The organism is Pseudomonas mangiferae (assembly GCF_007109405.1).
In the GTDB taxonomy this organism is placed as follows: Bacteria; Pseudomonadota; Gammaproteobacteria; order Pseudomonadales; family Pseudomonadaceae; genus Pseudomonas_T; species Pseudomonas_T mangiferae.
Window position 1 is genome coordinate 91,983 of the sequence record NZ_VJOY01000008.1, and the last position, 23,555, is coordinate 115,537.

Genomic DNA, 23,555 nt, shown 5'->3' on the forward strand with positions numbered 1-23,555 from the left:
CTCAGCGCCAGAACGGCTTCATCCCCTCTTCCCGCGCCTGGGCCATGTCCAGGCCGATATCTCGCAGCTCGTGGGCTTCCAGCTCCAACAGGGCGCGGCGAGTGGCCACCTTGCGCCAGAAGCGCTGCCAGCGCCCCGTTTCGCTCGACAGCCCTTGGACAGGAGCTTTCGCGCTGTCGCGCAGGTCGTTCTCGTGCAGCGCCAGACGTACATCGGTCAGCCCATTCATTGCGTTCTCCTCGTTGGCCAGGAGAAAAGCATGGACAAAAGCGCGCTGACGATACAGATTCAAACCACATTCTTTTAAACCATACAGAAAAGCCCTTTTTTGCTCTGAATGGCTGAATTTCTGACTATCTGTATGGAGTGACCGAGCGGAGTCCTGGAGCCCGTATGTCTACCCTCTATGCCACCCTTGCGGACACCCTGCGCACCCGGATCGAGCAGGGTTTCTACCGCCCCGGCGACCGGCTTCCCTCGGTGCGCGCCCTGAGCCTGGAGCATGACGTCAGCCTGAGTACCGTTCAGCAGGCGTACCGGCAACTGGAAGACCTGGGCCTGGCGGCGCCGCGGCCGAAGTCCGGCTACTTCGTGCCCACCGGGCGCCAGGCGCCCGCGCTGCCGGCGGTGAGCCGCACGGCGCAGCGCCCCCTGGACATTTCCCAGTGGGAGCAAGTGGTGGAGCTCATCCGCAGCGTGCCCCGCGACGACGTGGTGCAGCTGGGCCGTGGCTCGCCGGACCTGAGCTCGCCCACCCTGCGCCCCCTGCTGCGCGCCCTGGGGCGCATCAGCCAGCGCCAGGACCTGCGTGGGCTGAACTACGACAGCATCTATGGCACCGAGACGCTGCGGGAACAGGTCGCCCGCCTGATGCTGGACTCCGGCTGCCGGCTGGCGCCTTCCGACCTGCTGATCACCACTGGCTGCCACGAGGCGCTGTCGGTCAGCCTGCGTGCGCTGTGTCAGCCGGGCGACGTGGTAGCCCTGGATTCGCCCAGCTTCCATGGAGTCATGCAGACCCTCAAGGGCTTGGGGATCAAGGCCCTCGAGCTGCCCACCGATCCCCAGCACGGCATCAGCCTGCCCGCCTTGGAAATGGCCCTGGAACAATGGCCGATCAAGGCGATCCAGCTGACCCCCACCTGCAACAACCCCCTCGGCTATACCATGCCCGATGCCAACAAGCGCGCCCTGTTGCAGCTGGCCCAGCGCTTCGACGTGGCGATCATTGAAGACGACGTGTACGGCGACCTCGCCTACCGCTACCCACGCCCCCGCACCATCAAGTCCTATGACGAGGACGGCCGCGTACTGCTGTGCAGTTCGTTCTCCAAGACCCTGGCACCGGGCCTGCGCATCGGCTGGCTGGCCCCGGGCCGCTACCTGGAACAGGCCCTGCACATGAAATACATCGGTACCGGCGCCACGGCCACCCAGCCACAGCTGGCCCTGGCCGAGTTCATCGCCGGCGGCCACTACGAGCCCCATGTGCGGCGTCTTCGCGCTCAGTACCAGCGCAACCGCGACCTGATGATCGATTGGGTGACCCGCTATTTCCCCGCGGGCACCCGTGCCAGCGCACCCCAGGGCGGGTTCATGCTGTGGATCGAGCTTCCGGAAGGCTTCGACACCCTGCGCCTGAACCGCTACCTGCTCCCCAAGGGCGTGCAGATCGCCGTCGGCAGCATCTTCTCTGCCTCCGGCAAGTACCGGAATTGCCTGCGCATGAACTACGCCCTCAAGGCGACCGACACCATCGAACAGGCGGTTCGCCTCGTCGGCGAGACGATCAAGGAACTGGAGTCTCAATGAAAAGTGGCGCCGAAGCGCCACTCTTTTCTCAATTGCCGTAGATCTCGACTTCTCGCCAGGAGAGCCAGGAGCCGGTGCTGCTGGTGGTGACGATTTTCACGTAGCGGCCAGTACCAGACGCTCATGGGTATCGGGCTCCGCCAGCACGGAGCCAACAGGCGCAGCGAGAACGCCATCACGACTTTCGCCTAGATATCCAGGATTGGTGCTTTCTCCGGGGTGCCGGTGGAGATCGCGCCCACGGAGGCGCCGATGATCGCCGCGATGGCCAGCCATTGGCCGGCGGCGAGGTGTTCGCCGAGGAACGACAGGCCGATCACGGCCGCGACGGCCGGCTCGAGGCTCGCCAGGGTGCCGAACGTACGGGCCGGCAGGCGGGTCAAGGCGATCATTTCCAGGGTGTAGGGCAACGCCGTGGACAGCACCGCCACGGCCAGGGCCAACGGCATCGCCGTCCACTGGAACAGGGCCGGGCCGGCATCGATCACGCCGAAGGGGATCACCACCAGGGCGGCGACGGTCACGCCCAGGGCCGCGCCCTGGGTGCCGTGGTCCGCCCCCGCTTTCTGCCCGTAGAGGATGTAGAGCGCCCAGCACACCCCGGCGCCTAGCGCGAAGCCGGCGTCCTGCAGGCGAATGCCGCCGGTGTCGCGACCCAAGGGCAGGAGGAACAGCAGACCCGCCACCGCTAGGCCGATCCAGAGGAAGTCTACCGGTTTGCGCGATGCGCAGATCGCCACGGCCAGCGGCCCGGTGAATTCCAGTGCCACGGCGATGCCCAGCGGAACGCTGCGCAGGGATAGGTAGAACATCAGGTTCATGCCACCCAACGCGGTGCCGTAGATCAGCACCGAGCGCCAGGTATCGGCCGTGAGGCGAATCCGCCAGGGGCGCAGCACCAGCAGCAAGATCACCGCGGCGAACACCAGCCGCAGGGTGGTGGTGGCGGGTACGCCGATCAGGGGAAAGAGTTGCTTGGCCAGGGAAGCGCCGGTCTGGATGGAAATCATCGCCAGCACCAGCAGGCCGACCGGGGCCAGCCGCGTGGCGAGGCGGGGAGAAGCGGTGGTCATCGGGGGAGTCCGCAAGGGGTTGTAAGACAGCAGGCGGCTGGGTACCGTAGCTGCGCAACATAATGCGCAATTGCCAAGGAATGAGCAATATAGTGCCCACATCCGATACCCGCCCTAACGTACTCGAACATGTCTCCCTTAACCTTCGCCAACGACGCCAGGCCGCGGGCTTCAGCCAGGCCGCGCTGGCCGAGGCCGCTGGCGTGAGCCGCCGGATGATCGTCGCCCTGGAGGGCGGCGACGTGAATGTCAGCCTGGCCACCCTCGACCGCATCGCCGCCGCCCTGGAAGTCTCCTTTGCCCAACTGGTCCAGGCGCCCCACCGCAGCGTGACCCGCATCGACGGCCTGGCCTGGATGGGCGAAGACCCCGCGAGCCGCGCCACCCTGCTGGCCAGCGTGGATGCCCGGCAGCAGGTGGAACTCTGGCAATGGAGCCTGGCGCCCGGCGAGCGCTATGTCTCGGAAGCCGATGCGCCTGGCTGGCACGAGATGCTCTACGTGATGGAAGGCCGCTTGCGCCTGGAACTGCCCTCGGAGCAGCGGGAGATCGGCCGCGGCGACTACCTGGTGTTCCCCAGCGACCAGCCTTACGCCTACGTCAATCCGGGCTCGGCCCCGCTCCGTTTCATTCGCAACGTGGTGAGCTGATGGCTGACAGGACGCGGGCCGGAACGCGCCCGAGCCGGCTGCGCCGAAGTACTCCCACGGCGAAGAGCCTTTCGTGACGCCGTCGGTGATGGCGGTGGTGCTGTTCGCCGCGGCGCTCCATGCCGGGTGGAACGCCGTGGTGAAGGGCGGGCAGGACACTTTCCTCACCACCCTCCTGGTTGCCGCCAGCGCCGCCCTGGTGGCGGCCCTGGTGTTGCCCTGGCTGCCCGCCCCCGCTCGCGCCAGTTGGCCTTACCTGGCCGCCTCGTCGATCCTGCAGGCGCTGTACTTCGTGCTGGTGGCGGCCGTCTACCGTGGCGGCGACATGAGCCTGGCCTACCCGCTGATGCGGGGCAGCGCCCCGCTGCTGGTGGCGCTGATGAGTCTGCCAGTGACGGGGGAAACCCTGTCCGAGGGCGGCTGGGCAGGCCTGGCTCTGCTCTGCGGCGGCGTGTTCAGCCTGGTCGGTTCGCCCTCGGGATCGACCAAGCGTTCGCCCCGCACGGTCTCGCTGGCGCTTCTCAACGCCGGGGTGATCGCCGGCTACACCCTCATCGACGGCGTGGGCGTGCGCCTGTCGGGCGCGGCGGCCGCCTACACGATGTGGGTCTTCCTGCTCACTGCGATACCGCTGCTGGCAGTCGTCGCCTGGCGCCAGCCCCGGCGGTTCATCGCCTACGCGCGCCAACGCTGGTTGCCGGGCCTGGCCGGCGGGCTGGGTACGCTGTCGTCCTATGGGCTGGCGCTCTGGGCCATGACCCAGGCGCCCATTCCGGCGGTAGCCGCCCTGCGGGAGACTTCCATCGTCTTCGCCACCCTTCTCGCCGCCCTGGTGTTCAAGGAGCGCATCGGTCGCCAGCGGCTGCTGGCGACCGGGCTGATCCTGGCCGGCGCGATGCTGCTGCGCCTGGCCTGAGGGTCAGTGCTGGGGCTCGGGCTCCTTGCGCTCGCGCCGCCGGTTGTCGTCACCCTCTTCTTCCTTGATGCGGTACCAGGCCACGTACAGCGCCGGCAGGAACAGCAGCGTCAGCAGGGTGGCGACCACGATGCCGCCGATCATGGCGTAGGCCATGGGGCCCCAGAAGACTTCCCGGGCGATGGGGATCATGCCGAGACTGGCGGCCGCCGCGGTGAGCAGGATCGGCCGGCGCCGGTGCTCGGCGGCTTGGGCCACCGCGCTCCATGGCGTATAGCCCTCCCGCTCGAACGCCTCGATCTGGGTCACCAGGATCACCGAGTTGCGGATGATGATTCCCGCCAGGGCGAGGATGCCGAGGATCGCCACGAAGCCCATGGGTGTGCCGGTGGGTACCAGGGCCAGCACCACGCCGATCAGCCCGAGGGGAGCGACACTGGCCACCAGGAACATCTTCTGCACGCTGTGCAGCTGGATCATCAGGAAGGTGGCCATCAGGAACAGCATCAGCGGCACCACCTGGGCGATCGGCCCCTGGGCCTTGCCGCTCTCTTCCACGGTGCCGCCGGTGGCCACCTTGTAGCCGTCCGGCAACTGGTTGGAGAACGCCTCGATCTGCGGTTCGAGCTGCTTGACCACGTCGGTGGGCTGCAGGTCGTCCACCACCGCGGCCTTGAGGGTGATGGTGGGACGTCGGTCGCGGCGCCAGACCAGTGGCTGCTCCAGCTCGTAACGCACCGTGGCGAAGGACAGCAACGGAATGGAAGCCCCCTGAGGCGTGACGATCTGCAGGTTTTGCAGGGTTTCCGGGGAGCTTCGCTCGCTGTCTTCCGCCCGGCCGACGACGTCCACCAGGTAGATGTCGTCGCGCACCTGGGTCACCGGCGACCCAGTGACCACACCGTTCATGATCTGCGCCACATCTTCGGACGACAGCCCCAGCTGGCGCGCCTTGTCCTGGGCGATGTCGATGCGCATGACTTTGCCCGGCTCGTTCCAGTCGTAGATGATGTCGCCGACGTGGGGGTTGTCCGCCAGCACCGCGGCCAGCTCGATGGCGTGCTGGCGGACATCGTCGATGTTCTTGCCACTAACCCGGTACTGGATCGGCCGGCCCACCGGCGGTCCCATTTCCAGGGGCTGCACATAGGTGCTGATGCCGACGAACTCCTCCCGCAGCATTTTCTTCAACCGTTCGGCCAGGCGCTCGCGCTCCTCCAGGCCCTTGCTGACGATCACCAGCTGACCGTAGTACGGGTTCTCCAGCTGCTGGTCCAAAGGCAGGTAGAAACGCACCGCTCCCTGGCCGATGTAGGAGCTCCAGCGAGCAACGTCCGGGTCGTCCTTGAGCTTCGCTTCCACCCGGTCCATCTGTTTCTCGGTCTCGGCGATGGAGGCGTTCTGCGGCAGGTTCAGGTCCACCAGCAGCTCGGGCCGATCCGAGGACGGGAAGAACTGGTTCTGCACGAGGCCCATGCAGAGCACGGCGGCGACGAACAGCAGGACCGTGAGGATGATGGTCCACCAACGGTGGCGCATGGCGAGGAACATGCCCTTGTTGAAAGCCCGAGCGACCCGGCCGGGGCCCTTCTCGTGGGTCTTGATGGTCTTCGGCAGCAGGTGCACGCCGATCACCGGGGCGAACAGCACGGCGACGATCCACGACAGCAGCATCGCCACCGCGATCACCGCGAACAGGGTGAAGGTGTATTCGCCGGCGGAGCTGGCGTTCAGGCCGATGGGCACGAAGCCCGCCACGGTGACCAGGGTACCGGTCAGCATCGGGAAGGCCGTGGAGGTGTAGGCATAGGTAGCGGAATCGTGCAGGGAATCCCCCAGTTCCAGGCGGGTCACCATCATCTCCACCGTGATCATGGCGTCGTCCACCAAGAGGCCCAGGGCGATGATCAGCGCCCCCAGGGAGATGCGCTGCATGGTGATGCCGCTGTACTCCATGAACACGAACACCATCGCCAGCACCAGGGGGATCGAACAGGCCACTACCAGCCCAGCCCGCAGGCCGAGGCTGATGAAGCTCACCACCAGCACGATCACCACCGCCTCGAACAACGCGCGGGTGAAGCCGCCCACCGCCTCGGTCACCACCTCGGCCTGGTCGGACACCTTGTGCACGCCGACGCCCACCGGCAGCGAGGCGGTCAGGGCATCCATCCGCTGGTGCAGGGCCTTGCCGAAGCTCTGGATGTTGCCGCCGTCCTTCATGGCGATGGCCAGGCCGATGGCCGGCTGGCCGTTGAAGCGGAAGCGCGGGGTCGGCGGATCGGCCAGGCCGCGGCGGATATCAGCAATGTCCGCCAGCCGGTAGAAGCGGTCGTTGAGACGCAGGTTGACGTTCTCCAGGTCTTTTTCCGAGGCGTACTGGCCGCTGGTGCGCACCGAAATGCGCTCCGGTCCGGACTCGATCACCCCGGAAGGGGTCACCGCGTTCTGCGCCTGCAGGCTCTGCATGACCTGGCGCTGGTCGATGCCCAGGGCCGCCAGCTTGCGGGTGGAGAAATTGAGGTAGATGACTTCGTCCTGCTCGCCGATCAGTTCCACCTTACCCAGGTTGGGTACCTCGCGGATCTCCGCCCGGACCTGCTCCACATAGTCGCGCAGCTGGCGGAAGCTGAAGCCGTCGGCGGTGAAGGCGTAGATGGAACCGTAGACGTCGCCGAATTCATCGTTGAACCCCGGTCCCTGGATGTCCGAGGGGAAATCGCCACGGATGTCATTGAGCTTCTTGCGCACCTGGTACCAGATGTCCGGGATATCGTCCGCGTCGGTGGTATCGCGCAGGTAGACGAAGACCGTGGACTCGCCCGGGCGGGTGTAGCTCTTGGTGTAATCCAGGGAATCCAGCTCTTCCAGCTTCTTCTCGATGCGATCGGTGACCTGCAGCAGCGTGTCGTCCACCGTGGCGCCCGGCCAGCGGGTCTGGATCACCATGGTCTTGATGGTGAAGGACGGGTCCTCCTCGCGGCCCAGGTTGATGTAGGAGAACACCCCCATCAGCAGGGCGACGAACATCAGGTACCAGATGAAGGATTGGTGGCGCAGTGCCCAGTCGGAGAGGTTGAAACCGCCTTTCATCACCGTACGCCCTCATCCAGCTTGATTTTCTGCCCCGCCTGCAGGCTGTTCACCCCGGCGGTCACCACCCACTCGCCCGTCTGCAACCCGTCGTCCACAGTCACGTGGTTTTCGTTGCGGCCGATCAGATGCACGTCCCGCGGGGCTACGCTCTGGTTCTGCCGGTCGATCACCCAGACCTGGGTGCGACCGTCCTTTTCCATCAGTGCACTGGCCGGCAGCTCGACCCGCGGCGCCATTTCCGAACTCAGGGTGACGCTCACGGAGGTTCCGATGCGGAAGGCTGGCGGGGTCTCGGCTAGGCTCAGGCGCACTCGCCGGGTACGGGTCGAACGCTCGGCCTGAGGCTCCACCTCGCGGACCCGGCCCTCGGTAACCAGGGACGGCTCCAGTTGCGCGGCCACCTGGAAGCGCACGTCTTGCGGTAGGTTGTCCACCAGCCCGGCGGGCAGGTCGATGACCGCTTCCTTCACGTCCGGGCGGGCCAGGGCCACCACTTCCTGGCCGGCGGTGACCACCTGGCCGGCTTCCACGTACCAGGTGGTGACCACGCCGTCGTAATCGCTGCGCAGTTCGCCATAGCCGAGCTGGTCCTCGGCCTGCTGGGCGGCGGCCCGGGCCTGTTCGCGCGAAGCCGCGTTGGTGCGCAGGTCGGTCAGGGCGTTGTCCAGTTGCGCCCGGGCGCCCACGCCACGGTCGAACAGCGCCTGCTGGCGGTTGGCGTTGGCCTGGGCGTTGATCCACTGGGCCTCGATCCGCGCCAGGTCGCTGCGGCTGGCGCGCAGGTTGTTCTGCAGGTCGGTGGGGTCGAGAGCGGCCAGCAGGTCGCCGCGCTTCACTTCGCTGCCCACGTCCACGTAGCGACGGGCGATGCGCCCACCCACGCGGAAGCCGAGGGTGCTTTCATAGCGCGCCTGGATGGTGCCGGCGAAACGCCCGAGGTTTTCCACCTGCTGGGGCTGGGCCACGGTGTAGAGCACCGGGCGTGGCAGCTCCGGCTTTTCGTCCTTGTCGCCGCACCCGGCCAGGGGCAGGACGAGAAAGGCCATTGTCAGCAGGCGCTTCATGGCTGCACCTCACGCGATGAATCGGACGCCGGCGGGTTCTGGGCGATCTCCACCTGCTGCCCTTCGTAGAGGACCTGCCCACCGGCGATGACCACCTGCTCGCCGCCCTGGAGGCCTTCGGTGAGGATCACCTTGCCGGTCAGGTAGCGCGCCACCCGGACCGGGCGCAGGCGGGCCTTGCCCTCCCCGTCCAGCAGCCAGACCGCCGGGTCGTGGCCGGCCTTGGTCAGGGCGGCCCAGGGCAGCTCGACGCCCTCGCGGGCAGGTGCCTGCAGGGTCACGCTGACCACCGAGCCCAGGTCCATTCCGGCAGGCAGCGCCTTCAGCGCCACCTTCACCTGCACCGTGCCGCTCTGGGCCGATACCGTGGGCGTGATCTCGCGGACCTGACCGGTAGCCTGCACCTCCGGACGTTCCAGCAGCGCCACCTGGACTGCCTGCCCCTGGGGCGGCTCGACGAACAGCGACTCGTAGACGTTGAACACCGCGTCGCGCTCGCCGTCGCGGGCCAGGCTGAAGATGGGCGCGGTGGCCTGCACCACCTGGCCCACCTCGGCCTGGCGGGCGGTGATGATGCCCGGGGCCTCGGCCACCAGGGTGGTGTAGGACAGTTGCTCGCGGGCATTGGCCAGTTGCGCCTCGGCCGCGGCCAGGGCGTTCTTCGCGCTGCGCTGGGTGGCCAGGGCCTGGTCGTACTCGCTGCGGCTGGTGTAGCCCTTGGGCAACAGCTTCTGCTGGCGGGCCAGGTCGACCTCGGCCAGTTTCAGGCGCGCCTGCTGGGCGCTGACCATGGCCGCAGCCGAATCCACGTCGCTGCGCTGGTCCTTGGGGTCCAGGCGGGCCAGGGGCTGCTGGGGGGAAATTCGCTGGCCGACATCCACCAGGCGTTCGGTCATCTTGCCGCCGATGCGGAACGACAGGTCGGTCTGTACCCGCGCCTGGATGTCGCCGGTGAGGGTCACGGTGGGCGCGAACGCGGCGGTGCTCACCTGCATCACCCGGACCCGGGGGGTTTGCGGGTCGCGGGGTTTCTTCTCCCCTCCACAGGCGGCCAGCAACGCCACGAACAGACACAGGCCGATACAACGCGGCAGTGGGGGAACGGCGGGCATGCAAGCTCCTTTGCGTGTGCGGCGGAACGGGGCGTGGGGATGTCGAGGCGCCATGGCCTGGATATGCGACTGCACCGGTCGCCCCGCGGTTCCGGTCACCGCCCGCGACCGGACGGTTCTGCTCCCGCCGCTAGCCGCCGAAGCGCCGGCGGTAGGCCGCCGGCGCTACCCCCACCCCGGTCCGGAACGCCACCCGGAAGCTGTCCAGGGAACGGAAACCGCAACGCTCGGCCACCGCCTCGAGGGATTCGCCCCCGTGCTCCAGCAGTTCCCGGGCCCGCGCCAGGCGCGCATGTTGCAGCCAGGCCTTGGGTGTCAGGCCGGTGGCCTCCACGAAACGCCGCAGGAAGGTGCGCTCGCTCATGGCCGCGCGCCGGGCCAGGGCCTCTACCGTCAAGGGCTCGTGCAGCCGTTGGCGAGCCCACTCCAGCAGGGCGCCCAGGTCGTGGCGGGCGACCCGGGGCACCGGCGCCGGGATGAATTGCGCCTGGCCACCCGAGCGCTGCGGTGCCGTCACCAGCCGACGCGCCACGTCGTTGGCCACCCGGCTGCCGCAGTCCCGTGCCACCAGGTGCAGGCAGGCATCGATGCCCGCGGCGCTGCCCGCGGAGGTGATGAGGTCGCCCTCGTCGACGTAGAGCACGTCCGGATCCACCGTCACCTGCGGATAACGGGCCGCCAGCTCGGCCGCGTACCGCCAGTGGGTGGTGGCCCGCCGTCCGTCCAGCAAGCCGCTGGCAGCCAGGACGAAGACTCCCGAGCAGATGCTCAGCAGCCGCGCGCCCCGCCCATGGGCCACACGCAAGGCATCCAGCAACGGAGCGGGCGGCGTTTCCTGGCGATCGCGCCAGCCCGGCACGATGATCGTGCGGGCCTCGGCCAGCCCGTCCAGGCCCGTGTCGGTGAGCACCTGGATGCCGCCCATGGCACGCATCGGCCCCGGCTCGACGCCGACGATGCGGTGGCGGTACCAGGGGAAATCGAACTCCGGCCGCGGCAGGCCGAAGATTTCCACGGCGATGCCGAATTCGAAGGTGCACAAGCCATCGTAGGCGAGAATCGCCACCAGACCCGGATCGGCATGCATTGGCGGAAAATTCCCGATAGTTGTCCGAGCCGCCACTGTAGCCGATCCGCTGGCCTCGCTACAGTGACGTCGTCCCCATCACAAGGAGCCTCGCCATGAGCCTGGTCAGCCAGTTTCCCGCCGCCTCACCCGAACGGGCCGAAGCCCACTTCGCTGCCCGCCTCGCGTTCGAAACCGACTGCTCCGATGTCCATGCCTGCCTGGAAGCCGGTACTCAGGACTTCGTGCTGGCAGACGTGCGCGCCACGGCCTTCTACGCACAAGGGCATGTACCGGGCGCGATCAGCCTGCCCCAGCGCGATCTGGACGCCGAACACCTCGCTGCGTACCCGCCTTCCACCCTGTTCGTGGTGTATTGCGCCGGCCCCCATTGCAACGGAGCCCAGCGGGCAGCCTTGAAGCTGGCGCGCCTGGGGTTCCCGGTGAAGGAAATGCTGGGCGGCATCACCGGCTGGTTGGACGAGGGTTTCGCTCTCCACCAGACAGCCGCCACCGAGCGGCCTGCCGCTGCCTGCGGGTGTTGAGAGAACGGTGGATGACTGTGCTGTAGGGGCCGCGGTTGGCCGGGCGAGCCTACCGAAGCGGGCCTTAAAGGCCGATGGGCCGGCGCCCCGCCAGGGCGTGGGCCAGGGTGCCGCCGTCCACCAGTTCCAACTCGCCCCCCAGTGGAACGCCATGGGCGATCCGTGAAGTCACCAACGGCTTGGACGCCAGCAACTGGGCGATGTAGTGGGCGGTGGCTTCGCCTTCAACCGTCGGATTGGTGGCCAGGATGACTTCGGCGAAGCCCCCCTCCTCCACCCGCTGCACCAGTTCGGGCACGCCGATGGCGTCGGGACCGCGCCCGTCCAGGGGCGAGAGGTGCCCCTTGAGCACGAAGTAGCGCCCCCGGTAGCCGGTCTGCTCCACCGCGAACACGTCCATCGGGCCTTCCACTACGCACAGCAGGGAATCGTCGCGGCGCGGATCGGCGCAGAAGCCGCACAACTCATCCTCGCTGAGGGTACGGCAGCGGCTGCAATAACCGATGCCCTCCATGGCCTGGGTCAGGGCCTGGGCCAGACGCAACCCGCCGCTGCGGTCACGCTCGAGCAGCTGCAACGCCATGCGCTGGGCGGTTTTCTGTCCCACGCCGGGCAGCACGCGCAGGGCTTCGATCAACTGGCGGATCAACGGGCTGAAGCTCATGGCCACCTACGGCATCGGGATACACGGGCACACGCGGCAGGACACCGCGTGAAGAAATCGAAAAACGCGCCTTAGGCGCGCTTTCCAGAACGACCACGCCAGGGCCGGGCCCCGGCAGGAAGGGTCAGAACGGCATCTTGAAGCCGGGCGGCAACTGTAGGCCTGCGGTCATGCCGGACATCTTCTCCTGGCTGTTCTGCTCGATCTTGCGCACGGCATCGTTCACCGCGGCAGCGATCAGGTCTTCGAGGATTTCCTTGTCCTCCTGCATCAGGCTGTCGTCCAGGCTGACACGCTTGACGTCGTGCCGGCCGGTCATCACCACGGACACCAGCCCGGCGCCGGACTGGCCGGTGATCTCCGCATTGGCCAGCTCTTCCTGCATCTTCTGCATCTTTTCCTGCATTTGCTGGGCCTGCTTCATCAGACCCGCCATGCCACCCTTCATCATGGTGAATACCTCAACGTTCCAGGGGTTCAATGGAATCGGCGCGGACCACCGCGGCGAATTGTTCGATCATTCTGCGCACCAGCGGATCGTCGGCGATCGCCTGCTCCGCCTCGCGCTGGCGCAGCGCACGCCTGCGGGCCGCGGCCTGGGCCGGGGTTTCCTGCTCCGGCTTGACGATCTCCACGGTCAGCGTGAGCGGGCGCCCGATGCACTGGCTGAGGGCGTCGTTCAGGCGCCGCTGCTGGGTCGCGTTGAACAGCGCGCTCTGGGCCGGGTCGAGGTGCAGCACCCAGGCGTCGCCGTCCCGGGCCACCAGCGTGCAGTTGGCGGCGATGCTGCCGGTCATGCCGGATATGCCCAGGCGCGGGTACAGCTCCAGCCACTCCGCGGCCAGGCCGGTGGCCGGCGCCACGTCAGGCAACGCCTCGACGGCCGGGGCCTGCGGCTCCTCGGGCTCCAGGCCGTAGCTGAAGGCATCCGCATCCACTTCGTAGTAGGCGTCATCGGCCAGGGGCGGCTCGTCATCGTCGTCCTCGGCCGCCGCCGTGTCGATGGTCAGCACCGTGGAGACGGCCGCCACCGCTTCGCGCTCCGCCTCGGCTTCCGCCGACAGCGGCACGTCCTCCACCGGGATCGCGTCCACGGTCGGCTCGAGAGCGGGTTCCGACGGCTCGGCGGTCGGGCGAGGGTCTTCCCACGGCAGGTCCAGGACAGGCGCGTCCGACGTATCCGCCTCCACGGCGACCGGCTCGGGCTCGGGGGGCATCACGGAAGCGGCCGCGTCGGGAAGCGCTTCGGTCGCAGAAGGCGGTTGGGCCGGCGCCTCGGGTTGTACTTCAGGTGCAGGTGCAGGTGCAGGTGCAGGTGCAGGTGCAGGTGCAGGTGCAGCAGGCTGGGGGGCGGCGATCGGCGGCGCAACGATGGACGGGCCGGCCACCGCGGCGGGGGAGTCAGCCGTGGCCCTGCTGACTCCCGGGTCCTTTAGGGGCGATCGGGGAGCGCCATCAGCGTCCGCCGGACGGAACGCCAGCATCCGCAGCAGCGCCATCTCGAAACCGCCCCGGGGGTCCGGCGCCAGGGGCAAGTCGCGGCGACCGATCAGGCCCATCTGGTAGTAGAACTGCACGTCTTCGGCGGGCAGCGCGCCGGCCAGCGCCATCACCCGCTCACGGTCACCCTGGCCATTATCCACGGCGTCCGGCAGCACCTGGGCCACGGCGACCCGGTGCAGCACGTTGAGCATCTCGGTAAGTACGCCGGACCAGTCGGGACCTTGTTCCGCCAGGTGTCGCACCGCCTCCAGCAAGGCCCGCGCATCGCCCTCGATCAGGGCATGCAGGACGCCATAGACCTGACCGTGGTCCAGTGTGCCGAGCATGGCGCGTACGTCCGCAGCGATCACCTTGCCCTCGCCGAACGCGATGGCCTGGTCGGTGAGGCTCATGGCGTCGCGCATCGAACCGTCCGCGGCGCGCCCCAGGAGCCAGAGGGCATCCTCCTCGAACGGCACGCTCTCGGCCTGGAGGACGTGTGTGAGGTGCTCGACCACCCGCTCAGGCGGCATGTTCTTCAGGGAGAACTGCAGGCAACGGGACAGGATGGTGACCGGCAGCTTCTGCGGATCAGTGGTGGCCAACAGGAACTTGACGTGGGGCGGCGGCTCTTCGAGGGTCTTGAGCAGCGCATTGAACGAGTGCGTGGACAGCATGTGCACTTCGTCGATCAGGTAGACCTTGTAGCGGCCCCGGCTAGGGGCGTACTGGACGTTGTCCAGCAGCTCGCGGGTATCTTCCACCTTGGTGCGGCTGGCGGCATCCACCTCGATCAGGTCGACGAAACGCCCCTCGTCGATCTCCCGGCAGACCGAGCACACACCACAAGGCACCGAGCCGACGCCGGTTTCGCAATTCAGGCACTTGGCGAGGATCCGCGCGATAGTGGTCTTGCCCACCCCGCGAGTTCCGGTGAACAGGTAGGCGTGGTGCAGGCGCTGGTTGTCCAGGGCGTTGATCAAGGCCTTGAGCACGTGCGTCTGTCCGACCATCTCGCGGAAGGAACGGGGACGCCATTTACGGGCAAGGACTTGATAACTCATCGAAAACCATCGCTGCGAAACGCCAGGCCCACGACGGGGCGAAGAATGCCGGCCGCATCCGCCAGCCCACGCGGGCCGGCGGATTTCGGCGGGCACACACTCTATCACAGCGATCCGGGTGTTCCATCCTCGCCCTCCCCCGGGACGTCACCCTGCCGACAGGCCTGCATTCACTTGTCCAGGCGGCGCCCGGACCAGCGCAGCAGCAGTTCCCGAACGCTGCCGACGCCAAGAAAGCCGATGCCGCCGCCGATGGCAATGGCCAGTCCGGCGGGCCAGGCCATGTACTCGATCAGGCTTGCTGCGCTGAGGCTCAGCGCGCCGCACAACAACGCCTCCAGGAGGATGCGGAAGGCACGCAGGTCCGTGCCGTCATAGAGGGCCCGCAGAGTGGCGATGACGCTGGCCATCAGCGCGCCCTGCCACGGGATCGGTAGGGAAAAGGCCTGCCACAGCGAAGCCCAGAACAGAGGGTCTTTGTCCGACATGGTCGTAATCTCGCTGAAAAGAGAAGCCCGCACGCGCCAGGCGAAGGAGGGTCAGGACGACCGCTCGGCATAACGGGAAGGCCGCGAAGGGAAGCGGAGCCGGGCTCGCGGCGTGCCCGGCAGAGCGTCCTCGCGGGCGCGAGGACTGGACGGATTACGAGACGCGACGCAGAGGAACGATAGCGCCCTCTTCTGTCGCGGTTGCCTGGAGTACCTGGGCATCCAGTTCGGCGCAGGTGGCGAAGCAGGCCTCGACATAGTCCGCCCATAGGCGGCGCCAGGCCCGCCTTTTCCGGGTGACTCCATAGACGTGGGCCATCCAGGCACGAAACGCATCCGGACGAGACGAGGCGATCGCCTGAGGGCACACCCCTGATAACCGCAGCGCGCGATAACGAGCCAGGACATCGCCGGCCACCCGCCGGGCCATGGCCAGGTCCGTGGGCCAGCGCTCCAACCGGTCATGGGCGAAGGTCACGACCGCGGCTTCTGCCGTCTCGCAGTGCTCCCGAACAGGACAGTCACCATATAAATAGTGCCCGAACGCGCCGAGGTAGCCAGGCAACCTGCCAGGCAGGAATTTCATCTGGGTTGCCGAGACGTCATGAGCTGCGCGTTTGGGCGCTGTCGGCTCCAGACATCGACGTGAAAAATACGTAAAACCCGATTCGCCCGTAAAAATATGGGAAGAACCTCTGTCAACGTCTCGTTTAAAGGTAACCTCCGCAGTGCTGCAGATGCCCTGAAGACCTACTTCACCGGATATCTCATGGGGACACGATGGAGATGACTGGATTGCCTGATACATGAGGGAACTCCCTTTCCAAAAGCACTCCTATAGATTATTTTATGGATATTCCCATTTGCAAGCTCATAGGCATACCCGTAGGATGAACGGCATGGACTTCAAAGATCGCTTGAAAACCGCCCGCCGCCACGCCGGTTTGAACCAGACCGAGCTGGCCAAGCGCTGCGGCATGACCCAGACCTCCATCTCCGATCTGGAGCGTGGCAAATCCGTCTCCACGTCATTCGTCGCCAACCTCGCCTACGCCTGTGGCGTCGACCCGCTGTGGCTGGCGAACGGTGCCGGCCAGATGATCCCGGCGCCAGCGCCCAAGGTGGCGGAAGCCTCTCTGTTCGGCTCCATCGCGCCCTGGGACAGCGACACCCCGCTGGAGAACGATGAAGTCACCCTGCCACTGTTCAAGGAAGTGGAGTTGTCGGCGGGCAGTGGCTCGACCCAGGTCCTGGAACTGCCAGGGCGGAAAATCCGACTGGCCCGCTCGACCCTGCGGGAAGCCGGCGTAGAACCGGAAAACGCCGTCATCGCCATCGTGTCCGGCAACAGCATGGAGCGGCTGATCCTCGATGGCGCGGGCATCGGCATCGACCGTGGTACCACCCATATCATGGACGGTGAAATCTACGCGTTCGACCATGACGGCATGCTACGGGTGAAGTACCTGTACCGCCTTCCCGGTGGTGGCCTGCGCCTTCGCAGCGAGAACAGCGAGGAGCATCCGGACGAGATCTATTCGGCCGAACAGGCCGCGAACATCCGCATCCTCGGCTGGGTGTTCTGGTGGTCCACCGTCCGCCGTCGCCGTGGCGCACCGCTGGCTCGCTAGAGGGCTTTACAGGCCCTCAGCGACCTGCTAGGTTGGCCGGGTTCGTACCAAGTTGAAAGTCAATGCGGCCTCGCTCCCGATGCCGCCTCGATGGTCAGAGCGCTTCTGAAGCAGTTCCGCCCAAGCCGAACGTGAAGCCGACATCCTGCCACCTTGCCAATTGATCAGCGCCGCCCTGGGTTAGAACCTTGCCTGGGCGATCCCTGCCACCCCACGTACAAACCGGCCGAAGAAACGCATCATGCGGAACTTTCCCAGGCTGCCCTTGCTCCGATAAGGCTCATTCCGTCTATCCGGTTTGGATAGCGACTTCGGAGCGTCTTGCTTCGTGGCGCATTGCCACACCTGTGTAGGAAACGATCACATGTCCATTCAACATCAAGCCCAAGTCGCGATGAGCGCACTCAGCCAAGCCTTCTCCCCCCTCACCTGCCATTTCCTGGCGGAGACACGCAAGGGCGGCTTCAGCTTCACCGTGGTCAACGAATACGGCATCGCCCGCCATACCGAGCGACTGTATCCCGACCAGTACCTGGCGACCGAACGCCTGCAAACGGTCATCGCCCGCGCCCGAAAAGCGCTGGTTGCCTGATCCGAGGGGCCTGCAAGGCCCCCATTCCTTTTTCCAACGCCAATACCGATACGCCCATGACCCGACAGGTCGTGGCGATCGCGCGCGTCGCACGTAAAAAGAGAGAGGAAAGGGAAACGCTTGATGATGGAGGCGGCCCTACCAGCCACACCCCGGCACACGATTTCACCGCTGCGGCTGCTTCCTTCCGGACCTGACCGGGTTCACGGCTGATCGTTGCGAGGGGACCGGCAGGGCCACCATAACGAAGCCCGCAGAACAGCGGGCCGCGCCATTGTACCGGCTTGCGACAAAGTTACAACTCCTTCAATCACTTAGGGGAATGACACGGCTGCCAGGGGGAAACCGGAAGGCGTTCAAGTTCCCGAACACCGGGGATAGTCAAGACTGTTCAAAGCCCAGCGACAGGGGTAACGTGCCGCGCTTCGCACGCCCCGGCCCGCGACCGCTTTCCTGGCGAGGTCGGCAGGATTCTTCGAAATGGCCAGCAAAGGCTTTCCCGACCGAGCGCCAATCGACGGAAGACAGGCGCAGCGCCCCTCACGGCTGGAACCAAGGGCCCGCGGGATGCTCTGAACTGCTAGCCAGAAAGGCGTTGGCTCTGGCGAATCCCAGCTGTCGCCATCGTTTACCGCGCTCCGCCAGCGGACGCACGTTTTTATCTCGCAGCAGGCATGACCTGCCCACTTAGCAACTCCAATGGAGCACCACCATGGCATTGACCAAAGACCAACTGATCAACGATATCGCCGAAGCCACCGACACCCAGCGGGCCAGCGTACGCGCCATCCTCGAGCAGTTGAGCGAAATCGTCAGCGACTCCCTGGAAAACGGTAACGAGCTGACCCTGCCGGGTATCGGCAAGCTGAAGATCACCGAGCGCCCGGCTCGCACCGGCCGCAACCCGCAGACCGGCAAGGCCATCGAGATCGCCGCGAAGAAAGTCGTGAAGTTCGTGCCGGCCAAGGCGCTGACCGACGCGATCAACTGATTCGCCTCGTCATGCCGGGCACCGCGCCCGGCATGACACGCAACACCCCGCCGCCCTTCCCCTCCCTCCCCGAAAGCGCCAGCTTGAGCCCCCGAAGAAGCGGGTGCTACCATCCCCGGCCGTCCATTCGCCGCCCCCAGGAACCGATGTGTCCAGCATCCGCGAGCGCAACCGCGACCTGATCCTGCGTGCCGCCAGCGAGGTTTTCGCCGACAGGGGGTTCGCCGCCAGCAAGACCAGCGACATCGCCGCCCGCGCCGGGCTGCCCAAGCCCAACGTCTACTACTACTTCAAGTCCAAGGAAAACCTCTACCGGGAGGTGCTGGAGAGCATCGTCGAGCCGCTCCTGGAAGCCTCCGCACCGTTCAATCGCCCCGGCGATCCGCTGGACGTGCTGACCGCCTACATCCGCTCGAAGATCCGCATTTCCCGCGAACTGCCCCATGCCTCCAAGGTCTTCGCCAGCGAGATCATGCACGGCGCGCCGCACCTGAGTGCCGAGCAGACCCGCCAGCTCAACGACCAGGCACGCCATAACGTCGCCTGCATCCAGCGCTGGATCGAGACCGGGCAGATGCACGGAGTCGACCCTCATCACCTGCTGTTCAGCATCTGGGCCGCGACCCAGACCTACGCCGACTTCGACTGGCAGATCGCCGTGGTCACCGGCAAGGCCCGCCTGGACGACGCCGACTACGACGCGGCCGCCGACACGATCATCCGTCTGGTGCTCAAGGGCTGCGGCATCGACGAGACGCCCACCCTGGCCTGACCCCCTGCCCCCGGTTCGGCTACCCTGTCCCCTTCTCTGCACCAGGAGGCATCCATGGAAACCGAGGCGGCGTTCCTCCGCGAACTCTTCGACACAGCAGTGGCCGCGGCCCACCCGGCCCAGGTGCTGGCGCCTTGTCTGCCTGCTGATCGCAGTGGCCGGCTGGTGGTGATCGGCGCCGGCAAGGCGGCAGCAGCCATGGCCAAGGCGCTGGAAACGGCCTGGGACGGCGACATCGAAGGGCTGGTGGTCACCCGGTACGGGCATGGCGAGGCGTGCCGGCGCATCGAGGTGGTGGAAGCCGCCCACCCGGTGCCGGACGATGCCGGCGAGCGTTTCGCCCGACGGGCACTGGAACGGGTGAGCGGGCTGAGCGAGCAGGACCGGGTGATCGTGTTGCTGTCGGGAGGGGGCTCGTCCCTGCTGGCGCTGCCGGCGAAAGGTGTCAGCCTGGCGGACAAGCAGGCGATCAACCGCGCGCTGCTGAAGTCCGGCGCCACCATCGGCGAGATGAATTGCGTGCGCAAGCACCTGTCGGCCATCAAGGGCGGCCGCCTGGCCAAGGCCTGCTGGCCGGCCACGGTATACACCTATGCCATTTCCGATGTCCCGGGCGATGACCCCAGCGTGATTGCCTCCGGGCCCACCGTGCCCGACCTCACCACGTCCACCGACGCCCTGGAGATCCTCGCCCGCTACGCCATCGACCCACCGGCGGCGGTGACCGCCTGGCTGCGCGACGTCCGCTCGGAAACCCCCAAGCCAGGCGATCCGGCGTTTTCCCGCAGCCACTATCAACTGATCGCTCGCCCCCAACGCTCCCTGGAGGCCGCCGCCGCGCGCGCTCGCGCCGCCGGCGTCACCCCGCTGATCCTCGGCGACCTGGAGGGGGAGGCCCGGGAGGTGGCGAAGGTCCACGCCGGCATCGCCCGGCAGATCGCCTGGCATGGCCAGCCGATGGAGCCGCCCTGCGTGATCCTCTCCGGCGGCGAGACCACGGTCACCGTGCGAGGCCAGGGTCGGGGCGGGCGCAACGCCGAGTTCCTCCTGGGTCTCGCCGACAGCCTGAAAGGGTTTCCCGGCGTCCATGCCCTGGCGGCGGATACCGATGGCATCGATGGCTCGGAAGACAATGCCGGCGCCTACCTGTCGCCAACCACCGCGGCCCGGGCCGAAGCGCTGGGGCTGTGCACGGCCGATGCCCTGGCGGACAACGACGGCTACGGCTATTTCGCCGCCCTGGACGACCTGGTGATCACCGGCCCGACCCGGACCAACGTCAACGATTTCCGCGCCGTGCTGGTGACGGCCCGGGTGACGCCCGACGGCCATGGAGACTAGCGTTACCCGCCGCAACCAAACCCGACCGGCGCGCTCAAAACGGAACGCTTCACCCCGCGGCCACGCCGTTCGCGGGACTGGCACGAGGAGAAACGGATGCATCACCCCAGCGGCCGGCGCCAACGCCTGTACCGCATCATCTTCGAATCCGACACGGACGCCGGCCGCCGCTTCGATACCTGGCTCATCGGGCTGATCGTCAGCAGCCTCGTGGTGGTGCTGCTGGACAGCATCGAGCCCCTCCACCGCCAATACGGCGGGCCGCTGTACGGACTGGAATGGTGCTTCACCACGCTGTTCACCGTGGAATACCTGATGCGCCTGTACAGCGCACCCAGCCCGTGGCGCTATGCGCTGAGCTTTTTCGGCCTGGTAGACCTGCTGGCGATCCTGCCGGCCTTCATCGGCCTGCTCTACCCGGACGCCCAGTATCTGACCATCGTCCGCGCCCTGCGCCTGATGCGGGTGTTCCGGGTGCTCAAACTGCGCCAGTACCTGAACCAGGCCAACTACCTGCTCAATGCCCTGCGCGGCAGCCGGCAGAAGATCGTGGTGTTCCTGCTCAGCGTGACCACCCTGGTGATCGTCTTCGGGGCGCTGATGTACGTGATCGAGGGGCCACGCCACGGCTTCACCAGCATTCCCATCAGCATTTACTGGGCGGTGGTGACCCTGACCACTGTGGGCTTCGGCGACATCACCCCGAAGACGCCCCTGGGCCAGGGCGTGGCGGCCCTGGTGATGATCACCGGCTACTCCATCATCGCCGTGCCCACCGGCATTTTCACCGCCGAACTGGCCAACGCCATGCGCCAGGACAGCGGTCTCAGGCACGATTGCCCGAACTGCGCCAAGTCGAGCCACGAGGGCAATGCCGCCTTCTGCAGCCGCTGCGGCAGCGCCCTGTTCCCACGGGACGCCCGGCATGACTGAACCACGCCTGGACCCGCGGCGGTGGGCGGCCCTGTGGCGACGGCTCGGCGCGGCCGCCCCACTCCATGCATTTCCCGCCCTGGAAGCCGCCTATGACGCGCCCGAGCGGCATTACCACGGCGCCGTGCACATTCTCGCCTGCCTCGCCCACTTCGATGACTGGCGTCACCTCGCCCGGCAACCGGACCAGGTGGAACTGGCTTTGTGGACCCATGACCTGGTCTACGACACCCATCGGCAGGACAACGAGGCCGCTAGCGCCGACGTGGCCGCCGGCTGGCTGACCGAGGCCGGACTCACCCGGTACGTGGCGCCGGTGAGCGAGCTGATCATCGCCACCTGCCATCGCGAGCCACCGCTTCACGGCGATGCCGGCCTGGTGGTGGACCTGGACCTGGCGATCCTCGCCAGCGAACCGACGACCTACCGCCATTACGAAACGGCGATCCGCGCCGAATACGCCTGGGTGCCGGAACCGCTGTTCAGGACCGGTCGCGGCGCGCTGCTGCGCCAGTTGCTGGCGATGCCGGCGCTCTACTGGCATGGGGAAATCCGCGAGCGCTGGGAGGCGCCGGCGCGGCGCAACCTCGCCTGGGCACTGGACGCGCTGGATGAGGTATAACCACAGGCGTTTTCGATCTTTAGGCGCGATATGGCCGATTGCTATAGTCGACGCTTTCGTTCAGCGAACCGTTAAGGAAACCGACGTGAAACGCATCTTCGCCGCTTCCCTGCTAGCCACCGGCCTCGCCCTGGGCACCACCGCCTCGGCCGCCACCACCCTGCTCAACGTCTCCTACGACGTGATGCGGGACTTTTACAAGGAGTACAACCCGGCGTTCCAGAAGTACTGGCAGCAGACGGCAGGCGAGGCGATCACCCTGCAGATGTCCCATGGCGGCTCCAGCAAGCAGGCCCGGGCGGTGATCGACGGCCTGCCGGCCGACGTCATCACCATGAACATGGCCACCGACATCAATGCCCTGGCGGACAACGGCAGCCTGATTCCCCAGGACTGGGCCACACGCCTGCCGGACCACAGCGCGCCCTTCACCTCCGCCACGGTGTTCATCGTGCGCAAGGGCAACCCCAAAGGCCTGAAGGACTGGCCGGATCTGGTGAAGGACGGCGTGCAGGTGGTGGTACCCAACCCCAAGACCTCCGGCAACGGTCGCTACACCTACCTGTCCGCCTGGGGCTATGTGCTGAAGAACGGCGGTGACGAGAACAAGGCCAAGGCCTTCGTCGGCGAGCTGTTCAAGCATGCGCCGGTCCTGGACACCGGCGGCCGTGCCGCCACCACCACCTTCATGCAGAACCAGATCGGCGATGTGCTGGTGACCTTCGAGAACGAGGCGGAGATGATCGCCCGCGAATTCGGCCGGGGCGGTTTCGAGGTGGTCTACCCCAGCGTGTCCGCCGAGGCGGAGCCGCCGGTGACCGTAGTGGACAAGGTGGTCGACAAGAAAGGCACCCGCAAGCAGGCCGAGGCCTACCTGAAGTACCTGTGGAGCGACGAAGGGCAGCGTATCGCCGCGAAGAACTACCTGCGGCCGCGCAACCCGCAGATCCTTGCCGAATTTGCCGATCGCTTCCCGAAAGTGGACTTCCTGCCGGTGGAAAAGACCTTCGGCGACTGGCGCGAGATCCAGAAGACCCACTTCAACGATGGCGGGCTGTTCGACCAGCTCTATACGCCGCAGTGACCCGGGCGATGCCGCCGACGGCGGCATCCCTTCTCACGGGACTCAGGCGCCGCATGACCGCGGCGCACTTCCGTTCCTTCTCCAGGCGGCTGGCTCGCTCGCTGCAGCGCTCCCGGGGCGCGACGCGTTCAATTCCCGTAGTGACTGCCCAGGCCGGCAGGCACGCCGCTGACATCCGTCGGGTGCCAGGGGCCATTGGGGCTCTCTGAATAGCTCCAGCCTTCCTGCCAGCGATAGTACACCCGTTCCCGGTAGTACAGGCCTGGCGTGTTCTCCAGTACGTACACGCCCAGGGCATTGTCCCAGTAGCTCGACCCGCTTGGGGGAGGCGCGTAGCGGGAGTGGGTCTTCATGCGAGTGGGCGCCGGCGGCGGCGTATCGGTCACCGGCCCGGATGGAGTACCGGACGGGGTGCCGGGTGCCGGCTGGCTGGGCACCGGCGGAGGGGGTGGCTCGCCACCGGGCGACGGCGCGCGGTGGACGGTACAAGCGCTCAGGCCCAGGGACAGCAGGCAGCAAAGCAGGACACGGTTGGCGGTGGGCATGGCGGGCTCCGG

Annotated in this window: 24 protein-coding genes and 1 other RNA gene; 12 read left to right on the forward strand and 13 right to left on the reverse strand. The window is 66.9% G+C overall.

The features are described from left to right. Position 1: 1 nt before the first annotated feature. Complete coding sequence (locus FM069_RS12625; RefSeq protein ID WP_143488710.1) at positions 2-229, reverse strand: DUF1127 domain-containing protein; 228 nt, start codon at positions 227-229, stop codon at positions 2-4. 164 nt (positions 230-393) lie between these two features. On the opposite strand from FM069_RS12625, the gene FM069_RS12630 reads away from it, so the two are divergent. Then, positions 394-1,812 carry an aminotransferase-like domain-containing protein gene (locus tag FM069_RS12630; protein ID WP_143488711.1) on the forward strand — a complete coding sequence of 473 codons (1,419 nt, stop codon included), beginning with the start codon at positions 394-396 and terminating at the stop codon, positions 1,810-1,812. A 188-nt stretch (positions 1,813-2,000) separates the two neighbouring features. Here FM069_RS12630 and rhtA read toward each other — a convergent pair whose 3' ends face one another. Continuing rightward, positions 2,001-2,885: a threonine/homoserine exporter RhtA gene (rhtA, locus tag FM069_RS12635; RefSeq protein WP_143488712.1), complete on the reverse strand. Its 885-nt coding sequence runs from the start codon at positions 2,883-2,885 to the stop codon at positions 2,001-2,003. A gap of 62 nt (positions 2,886-2,947) precedes the next feature. Here rhtA and FM069_RS12640 point away from each other — a divergent pair, with 62 nt between their 5' ends. Beyond that, positions 2,948-3,535, forward strand: a complete 588-nt coding sequence (locus FM069_RS12640) for a helix-turn-helix domain-containing protein (protein ID WP_143488713.1) — start codon at positions 2,948-2,950, stop codon at positions 3,533-3,535. 73 nt (positions 3,536-3,608) lie between these two features. Beyond that, positions 3,609-4,451: an EamA family transporter gene (locus FM069_RS12645; protein WP_143488714.1), complete on the forward strand. Its 843-nt coding sequence runs from the start codon at positions 3,609-3,611 to the stop codon at positions 4,449-4,451. A 3-nt stretch (positions 4,452-4,454) separates the two neighbouring features. Here the strand turns inward: FM069_RS12645 and FM069_RS12650 are convergent, their stop codons facing one another. The 4 genes from FM069_RS12650 to ftrA form a co-directional block, all read right to left on the reverse strand. Next, positions 4,455-7,544, reverse strand: coding sequence for an efflux RND transporter permease subunit (locus FM069_RS12650; RefSeq protein ID WP_143488715.1), 3,090 nt, complete (start codon positions 7,542-7,544; stop codon positions 4,455-4,457). Next, positions 7,544-8,611 carry an efflux RND transporter periplasmic adaptor subunit gene (locus tag FM069_RS12655; protein ID WP_143488716.1) on the reverse strand — a complete coding sequence of 356 codons (1,068 nt, stop codon included), beginning with the start codon at positions 8,609-8,611 and terminating at the stop codon, positions 7,544-7,546. The genes FM069_RS12650 and FM069_RS12655 overlap by 1 nt, the downstream gene beginning before the upstream one ends. Further along, entirely contained in the window at positions 8,608-9,723 is a 1,116-nt protein-coding gene (locus tag FM069_RS12660) for an efflux RND transporter periplasmic adaptor subunit (RefSeq protein ID WP_143488717.1), read from the reverse strand. Before FM069_RS12660 ends, FM069_RS12655 begins: the two co-directional genes overlap by 4 nt. Positions 9,724-9,853: 130 nt before the next feature. Continuing rightward, positions 9,854-10,810: a transcriptional regulator FtrA gene (gene ftrA, locus FM069_RS12665; protein ID WP_143488718.1), complete on the reverse strand. Its 957-nt coding sequence runs from the start codon at positions 10,808-10,810 to the stop codon at positions 9,854-9,856. Positions 10,811-10,905: 95 nt separating this feature from the next. Here ftrA and FM069_RS12670 point away from each other — a divergent pair, with 95 nt between their 5' ends. Then, positions 10,906-11,334 (forward strand): rhodanese-like domain-containing protein, encoded by a 429-nt coding sequence (locus FM069_RS12670; RefSeq protein WP_143488719.1) that lies wholly within the window; start codon positions 10,906-10,908, stop codon positions 11,332-11,334. Between the two features lie 64 nt (positions 11,335-11,398). Here the strand turns inward: FM069_RS12670 and recR are convergent, their stop codons facing one another. The 5 genes from recR to FM069_RS12695 form a co-directional block, all read right to left on the reverse strand. Continuing rightward, entirely contained in the window at positions 11,399-11,998 is a 600-nt protein-coding gene (gene recR, locus FM069_RS12675) for a recombination mediator RecR (RefSeq protein WP_143488720.1), read from the reverse strand. A gap of 124 nt (positions 11,999-12,122) precedes the next feature. Then, entirely contained in the window at positions 12,123-12,449 is a 327-nt protein-coding gene (locus FM069_RS12680) for a YbaB/EbfC family nucleoid-associated protein (RefSeq protein WP_143488721.1), read from the reverse strand. A gap of 10 nt (positions 12,450-12,459) precedes the next feature. Next, a complete protein-coding gene (dnaX, locus tag FM069_RS12685) occupies positions 12,460-14,544 on the reverse strand; it encodes a DNA polymerase III subunit gamma/tau (protein WP_143488722.1) in 2,085 nt (694 codons plus the stop codon). A 170-nt stretch (positions 14,545-14,714) separates the two neighbouring features. After that, on the reverse strand, positions 14,715-15,032 hold the full coding sequence (locus tag FM069_RS12690) for a phage holin, lambda family (RefSeq protein ID WP_143488723.1): 318 nt from the start codon (positions 15,030-15,032) through the stop codon (positions 14,715-14,717). A 154-nt stretch (positions 15,033-15,186) separates the two neighbouring features. Continuing rightward, complete coding sequence (locus FM069_RS12695) at positions 15,187-15,840, reverse strand: hypothetical protein (protein ID WP_143488724.1); 654 nt, start codon at positions 15,838-15,840, stop codon at positions 15,187-15,189. Between the two features lie 91 nt (positions 15,841-15,931). Here FM069_RS12695 and FM069_RS12700 point away from each other — a divergent pair, with 91 nt between their 5' ends. Further along, positions 15,932-16,663, forward strand: coding sequence for an XRE family transcriptional regulator (locus tag FM069_RS12700; RefSeq protein ID WP_143488725.1), 732 nt, complete (start codon positions 15,932-15,934; stop codon positions 16,661-16,663). A gap of 364 nt (positions 16,664-17,027) precedes the next feature. After that, a complete protein-coding gene (locus FM069_RS12705) occupies positions 17,028-17,255 on the forward strand; it encodes a hypothetical protein (RefSeq protein WP_143488726.1) in 228 nt (75 codons plus the stop codon). A gap of 136 nt (positions 17,256-17,391) precedes the next feature. Here the strand turns inward: FM069_RS12705 and ffs are convergent. Then, positions 17,392-17,488: signal recognition particle sRNA small type (gene ffs / locus FM069_RS12710), an RNA gene on the reverse strand. A gap of 479 nt (positions 17,489-17,967) precedes the next feature. Between ffs and FM069_RS12715 the strand changes: the two genes are divergently transcribed. The 6 genes from FM069_RS12715 (at position 17,968) to FM069_RS12740 (ending at position 22,998) form a co-directional block, all read left to right on the forward strand. Beyond that, complete coding sequence (locus FM069_RS12715; protein ID WP_143488727.1) at positions 17,968-18,246, forward strand: HU family DNA-binding protein; 279 nt, start codon at positions 17,968-17,970, stop codon at positions 18,244-18,246. Between the two features lie 148 nt (positions 18,247-18,394). Continuing rightward, positions 18,395-19,018, forward strand: coding sequence for a TetR/AcrR family transcriptional regulator (locus FM069_RS12720; RefSeq protein ID WP_143488728.1), 624 nt, complete (start codon positions 18,395-18,397; stop codon positions 19,016-19,018). A 54-nt stretch (positions 19,019-19,072) separates the two neighbouring features. Beyond that, positions 19,073-20,359, forward strand: coding sequence for a glycerate kinase type-2 family protein (locus FM069_RS12725; RefSeq protein ID WP_143488729.1), 1,287 nt, complete (start codon positions 19,073-19,075; stop codon positions 20,357-20,359). 96 nt (positions 20,360-20,455) lie between these two features. Then, entirely contained in the window at positions 20,456-21,292 is an 837-nt protein-coding gene (locus FM069_RS12730; protein ID WP_143488730.1) for an ion transporter, read from the forward strand. After that, positions 21,285-21,914 (forward strand): HD domain-containing protein, encoded by a 630-nt coding sequence (locus FM069_RS12735; protein WP_143488731.1) that lies wholly within the window; start codon positions 21,285-21,287, stop codon positions 21,912-21,914. Before FM069_RS12730 ends, FM069_RS12735 begins: the two co-directional genes overlap by 8 nt. 85 nt (positions 21,915-21,999) lie before the next feature. After that, positions 22,000-22,998 carry a sulfate ABC transporter substrate-binding protein gene (locus FM069_RS12740; RefSeq protein WP_143488732.1) on the forward strand — a complete coding sequence of 333 codons (999 nt, stop codon included), beginning with the start codon at positions 22,000-22,002 and terminating at the stop codon, positions 22,996-22,998. A gap of 128 nt (positions 22,999-23,126) precedes the next feature. On the opposite strand, the gene FM069_RS12745 is transcribed toward FM069_RS12740, so the two are convergent. Further along, positions 23,127-23,543 carry a hypothetical protein gene (locus FM069_RS12745; RefSeq protein ID WP_143488733.1) on the reverse strand — a complete coding sequence of 139 codons (417 nt, stop codon included), beginning with the start codon at positions 23,541-23,543 and terminating at the stop codon, positions 23,127-23,129. Between the last annotated feature and the right edge of the window lie 12 nt (positions 23,544-23,555).

Bases quoted from the DNA above. Each gene is read 5' to 3' on its own strand.
- FM069_RS12640 (WP_143488713.1), top strand. From the start codon at position 2,948: ATGCGCAATTGCCAAGGAATGAGCAATATAGTGCCCACATCCGATACC.
- FM069_RS12630 (WP_143488711.1), top strand. From the start codon at position 394: ATGTCTACCCTCTATGCCACCCTTGCGGACACCCTGCGCACCCGGATC.
- FM069_RS12725 (WP_143488729.1), top strand. From the start codon at position 19,073: ATGGAAACCGAGGCGGCGTTCCTCCGCGAACTCTTCGACACAGCAGTG.
- FM069_RS12735 (WP_143488731.1), top strand. From the start codon at position 21,285: ATGACTGAACCACGCCTGGACCCGCGGCGGTGGGCGGCCCTGTGGCGA.
- FM069_RS12680 (WP_143488721.1), bottom strand. From the start codon at position 12,449: ATGATGAAGGGTGGCATGGCGGGTCTGATGAAGCAGGCCCAGCAAATG.
- recR (WP_143488720.1), bottom strand. From the start codon at position 11,998: ATGAGCTTCAGCCCGTTGATCCGCCAGTTGATCGAAGCCCTGCGCGTG.
- FM069_RS12690 (WP_143488723.1), bottom strand. From the start codon at position 15,032: ATGTCGGACAAAGACCCTCTGTTCTGGGCTTCGCTGTGGCAGGCCTTT.
- FM069_RS12745 (WP_143488733.1), bottom strand. From the start codon at position 23,543: ATGCCCACCGCCAACCGTGTCCTGCTTTGCTGCCTGCTGTCCCTGGGC.
- FM069_RS12650 (WP_143488715.1), bottom strand. From the start codon at position 7,544: ATGAAAGGCGGTTTCAACCTCTCCGACTGGGCACTGCGCCACCAATCC.
- FM069_RS12660 (WP_143488717.1), bottom strand. From the start codon at position 9,723: ATGCCCGCCGTTCCCCCACTGCCGCGTTGTATCGGCCTGTGTCTGTTC.
- FM069_RS12695 (WP_143488724.1), bottom strand. From the start codon at position 15,840: ATGTATCAGGCAATCCAGTCATCTCCATCGTGTCCCCATGAGATATCC.
- FM069_RS12655 (WP_143488716.1), bottom strand. From the start codon at position 8,611: ATGAAGCGCCTGCTGACAATGGCCTTTCTCGTCCTGCCCCTGGCCGGG.
- rhtA (WP_143488712.1), bottom strand. From the start codon at position 2,885: ATGACCACCGCTTCTCCCCGCCTCGCCACGCGGCTGGCCCCGGTCGGC.
- FM069_RS12730 (WP_143488730.1), top strand. From the start codon at position 20,456: ATGCATCACCCCAGCGGCCGGCGCCAACGCCTGTACCGCATCATCTTC.
- FM069_RS12705 (WP_143488726.1), top strand. From the start codon at position 17,028: ATGTCCATTCAACATCAAGCCCAAGTCGCGATGAGCGCACTCAGCCAA.
- FM069_RS12700 (WP_143488725.1), top strand. From the start codon at position 15,932: ATGGACTTCAAAGATCGCTTGAAAACCGCCCGCCGCCACGCCGGTTTG.
- FM069_RS12715 (WP_143488727.1), top strand. From the start codon at position 17,968: ATGGCATTGACCAAAGACCAACTGATCAACGATATCGCCGAAGCCACC.
- FM069_RS12625 (WP_143488710.1), bottom strand. From the start codon at position 229: ATGAATGGGCTGACCGATGTACGTCTGGCGCTGCACGAGAACGACCTG.
- ftrA (WP_143488718.1), bottom strand. From the start codon at position 10,810: ATGCATGCCGATCCGGGTCTGGTGGCGATTCTCGCCTACGATGGCTTG.
- FM069_RS12670 (WP_143488719.1), top strand. From the start codon at position 10,906: ATGAGCCTGGTCAGCCAGTTTCCCGCCGCCTCACCCGAACGGGCCGAA.
- dnaX (WP_143488722.1), bottom strand. From the start codon at position 14,544: ATGAGTTATCAAGTCCTTGCCCGTAAATGGCGTCCCCGTTCCTTCCGC.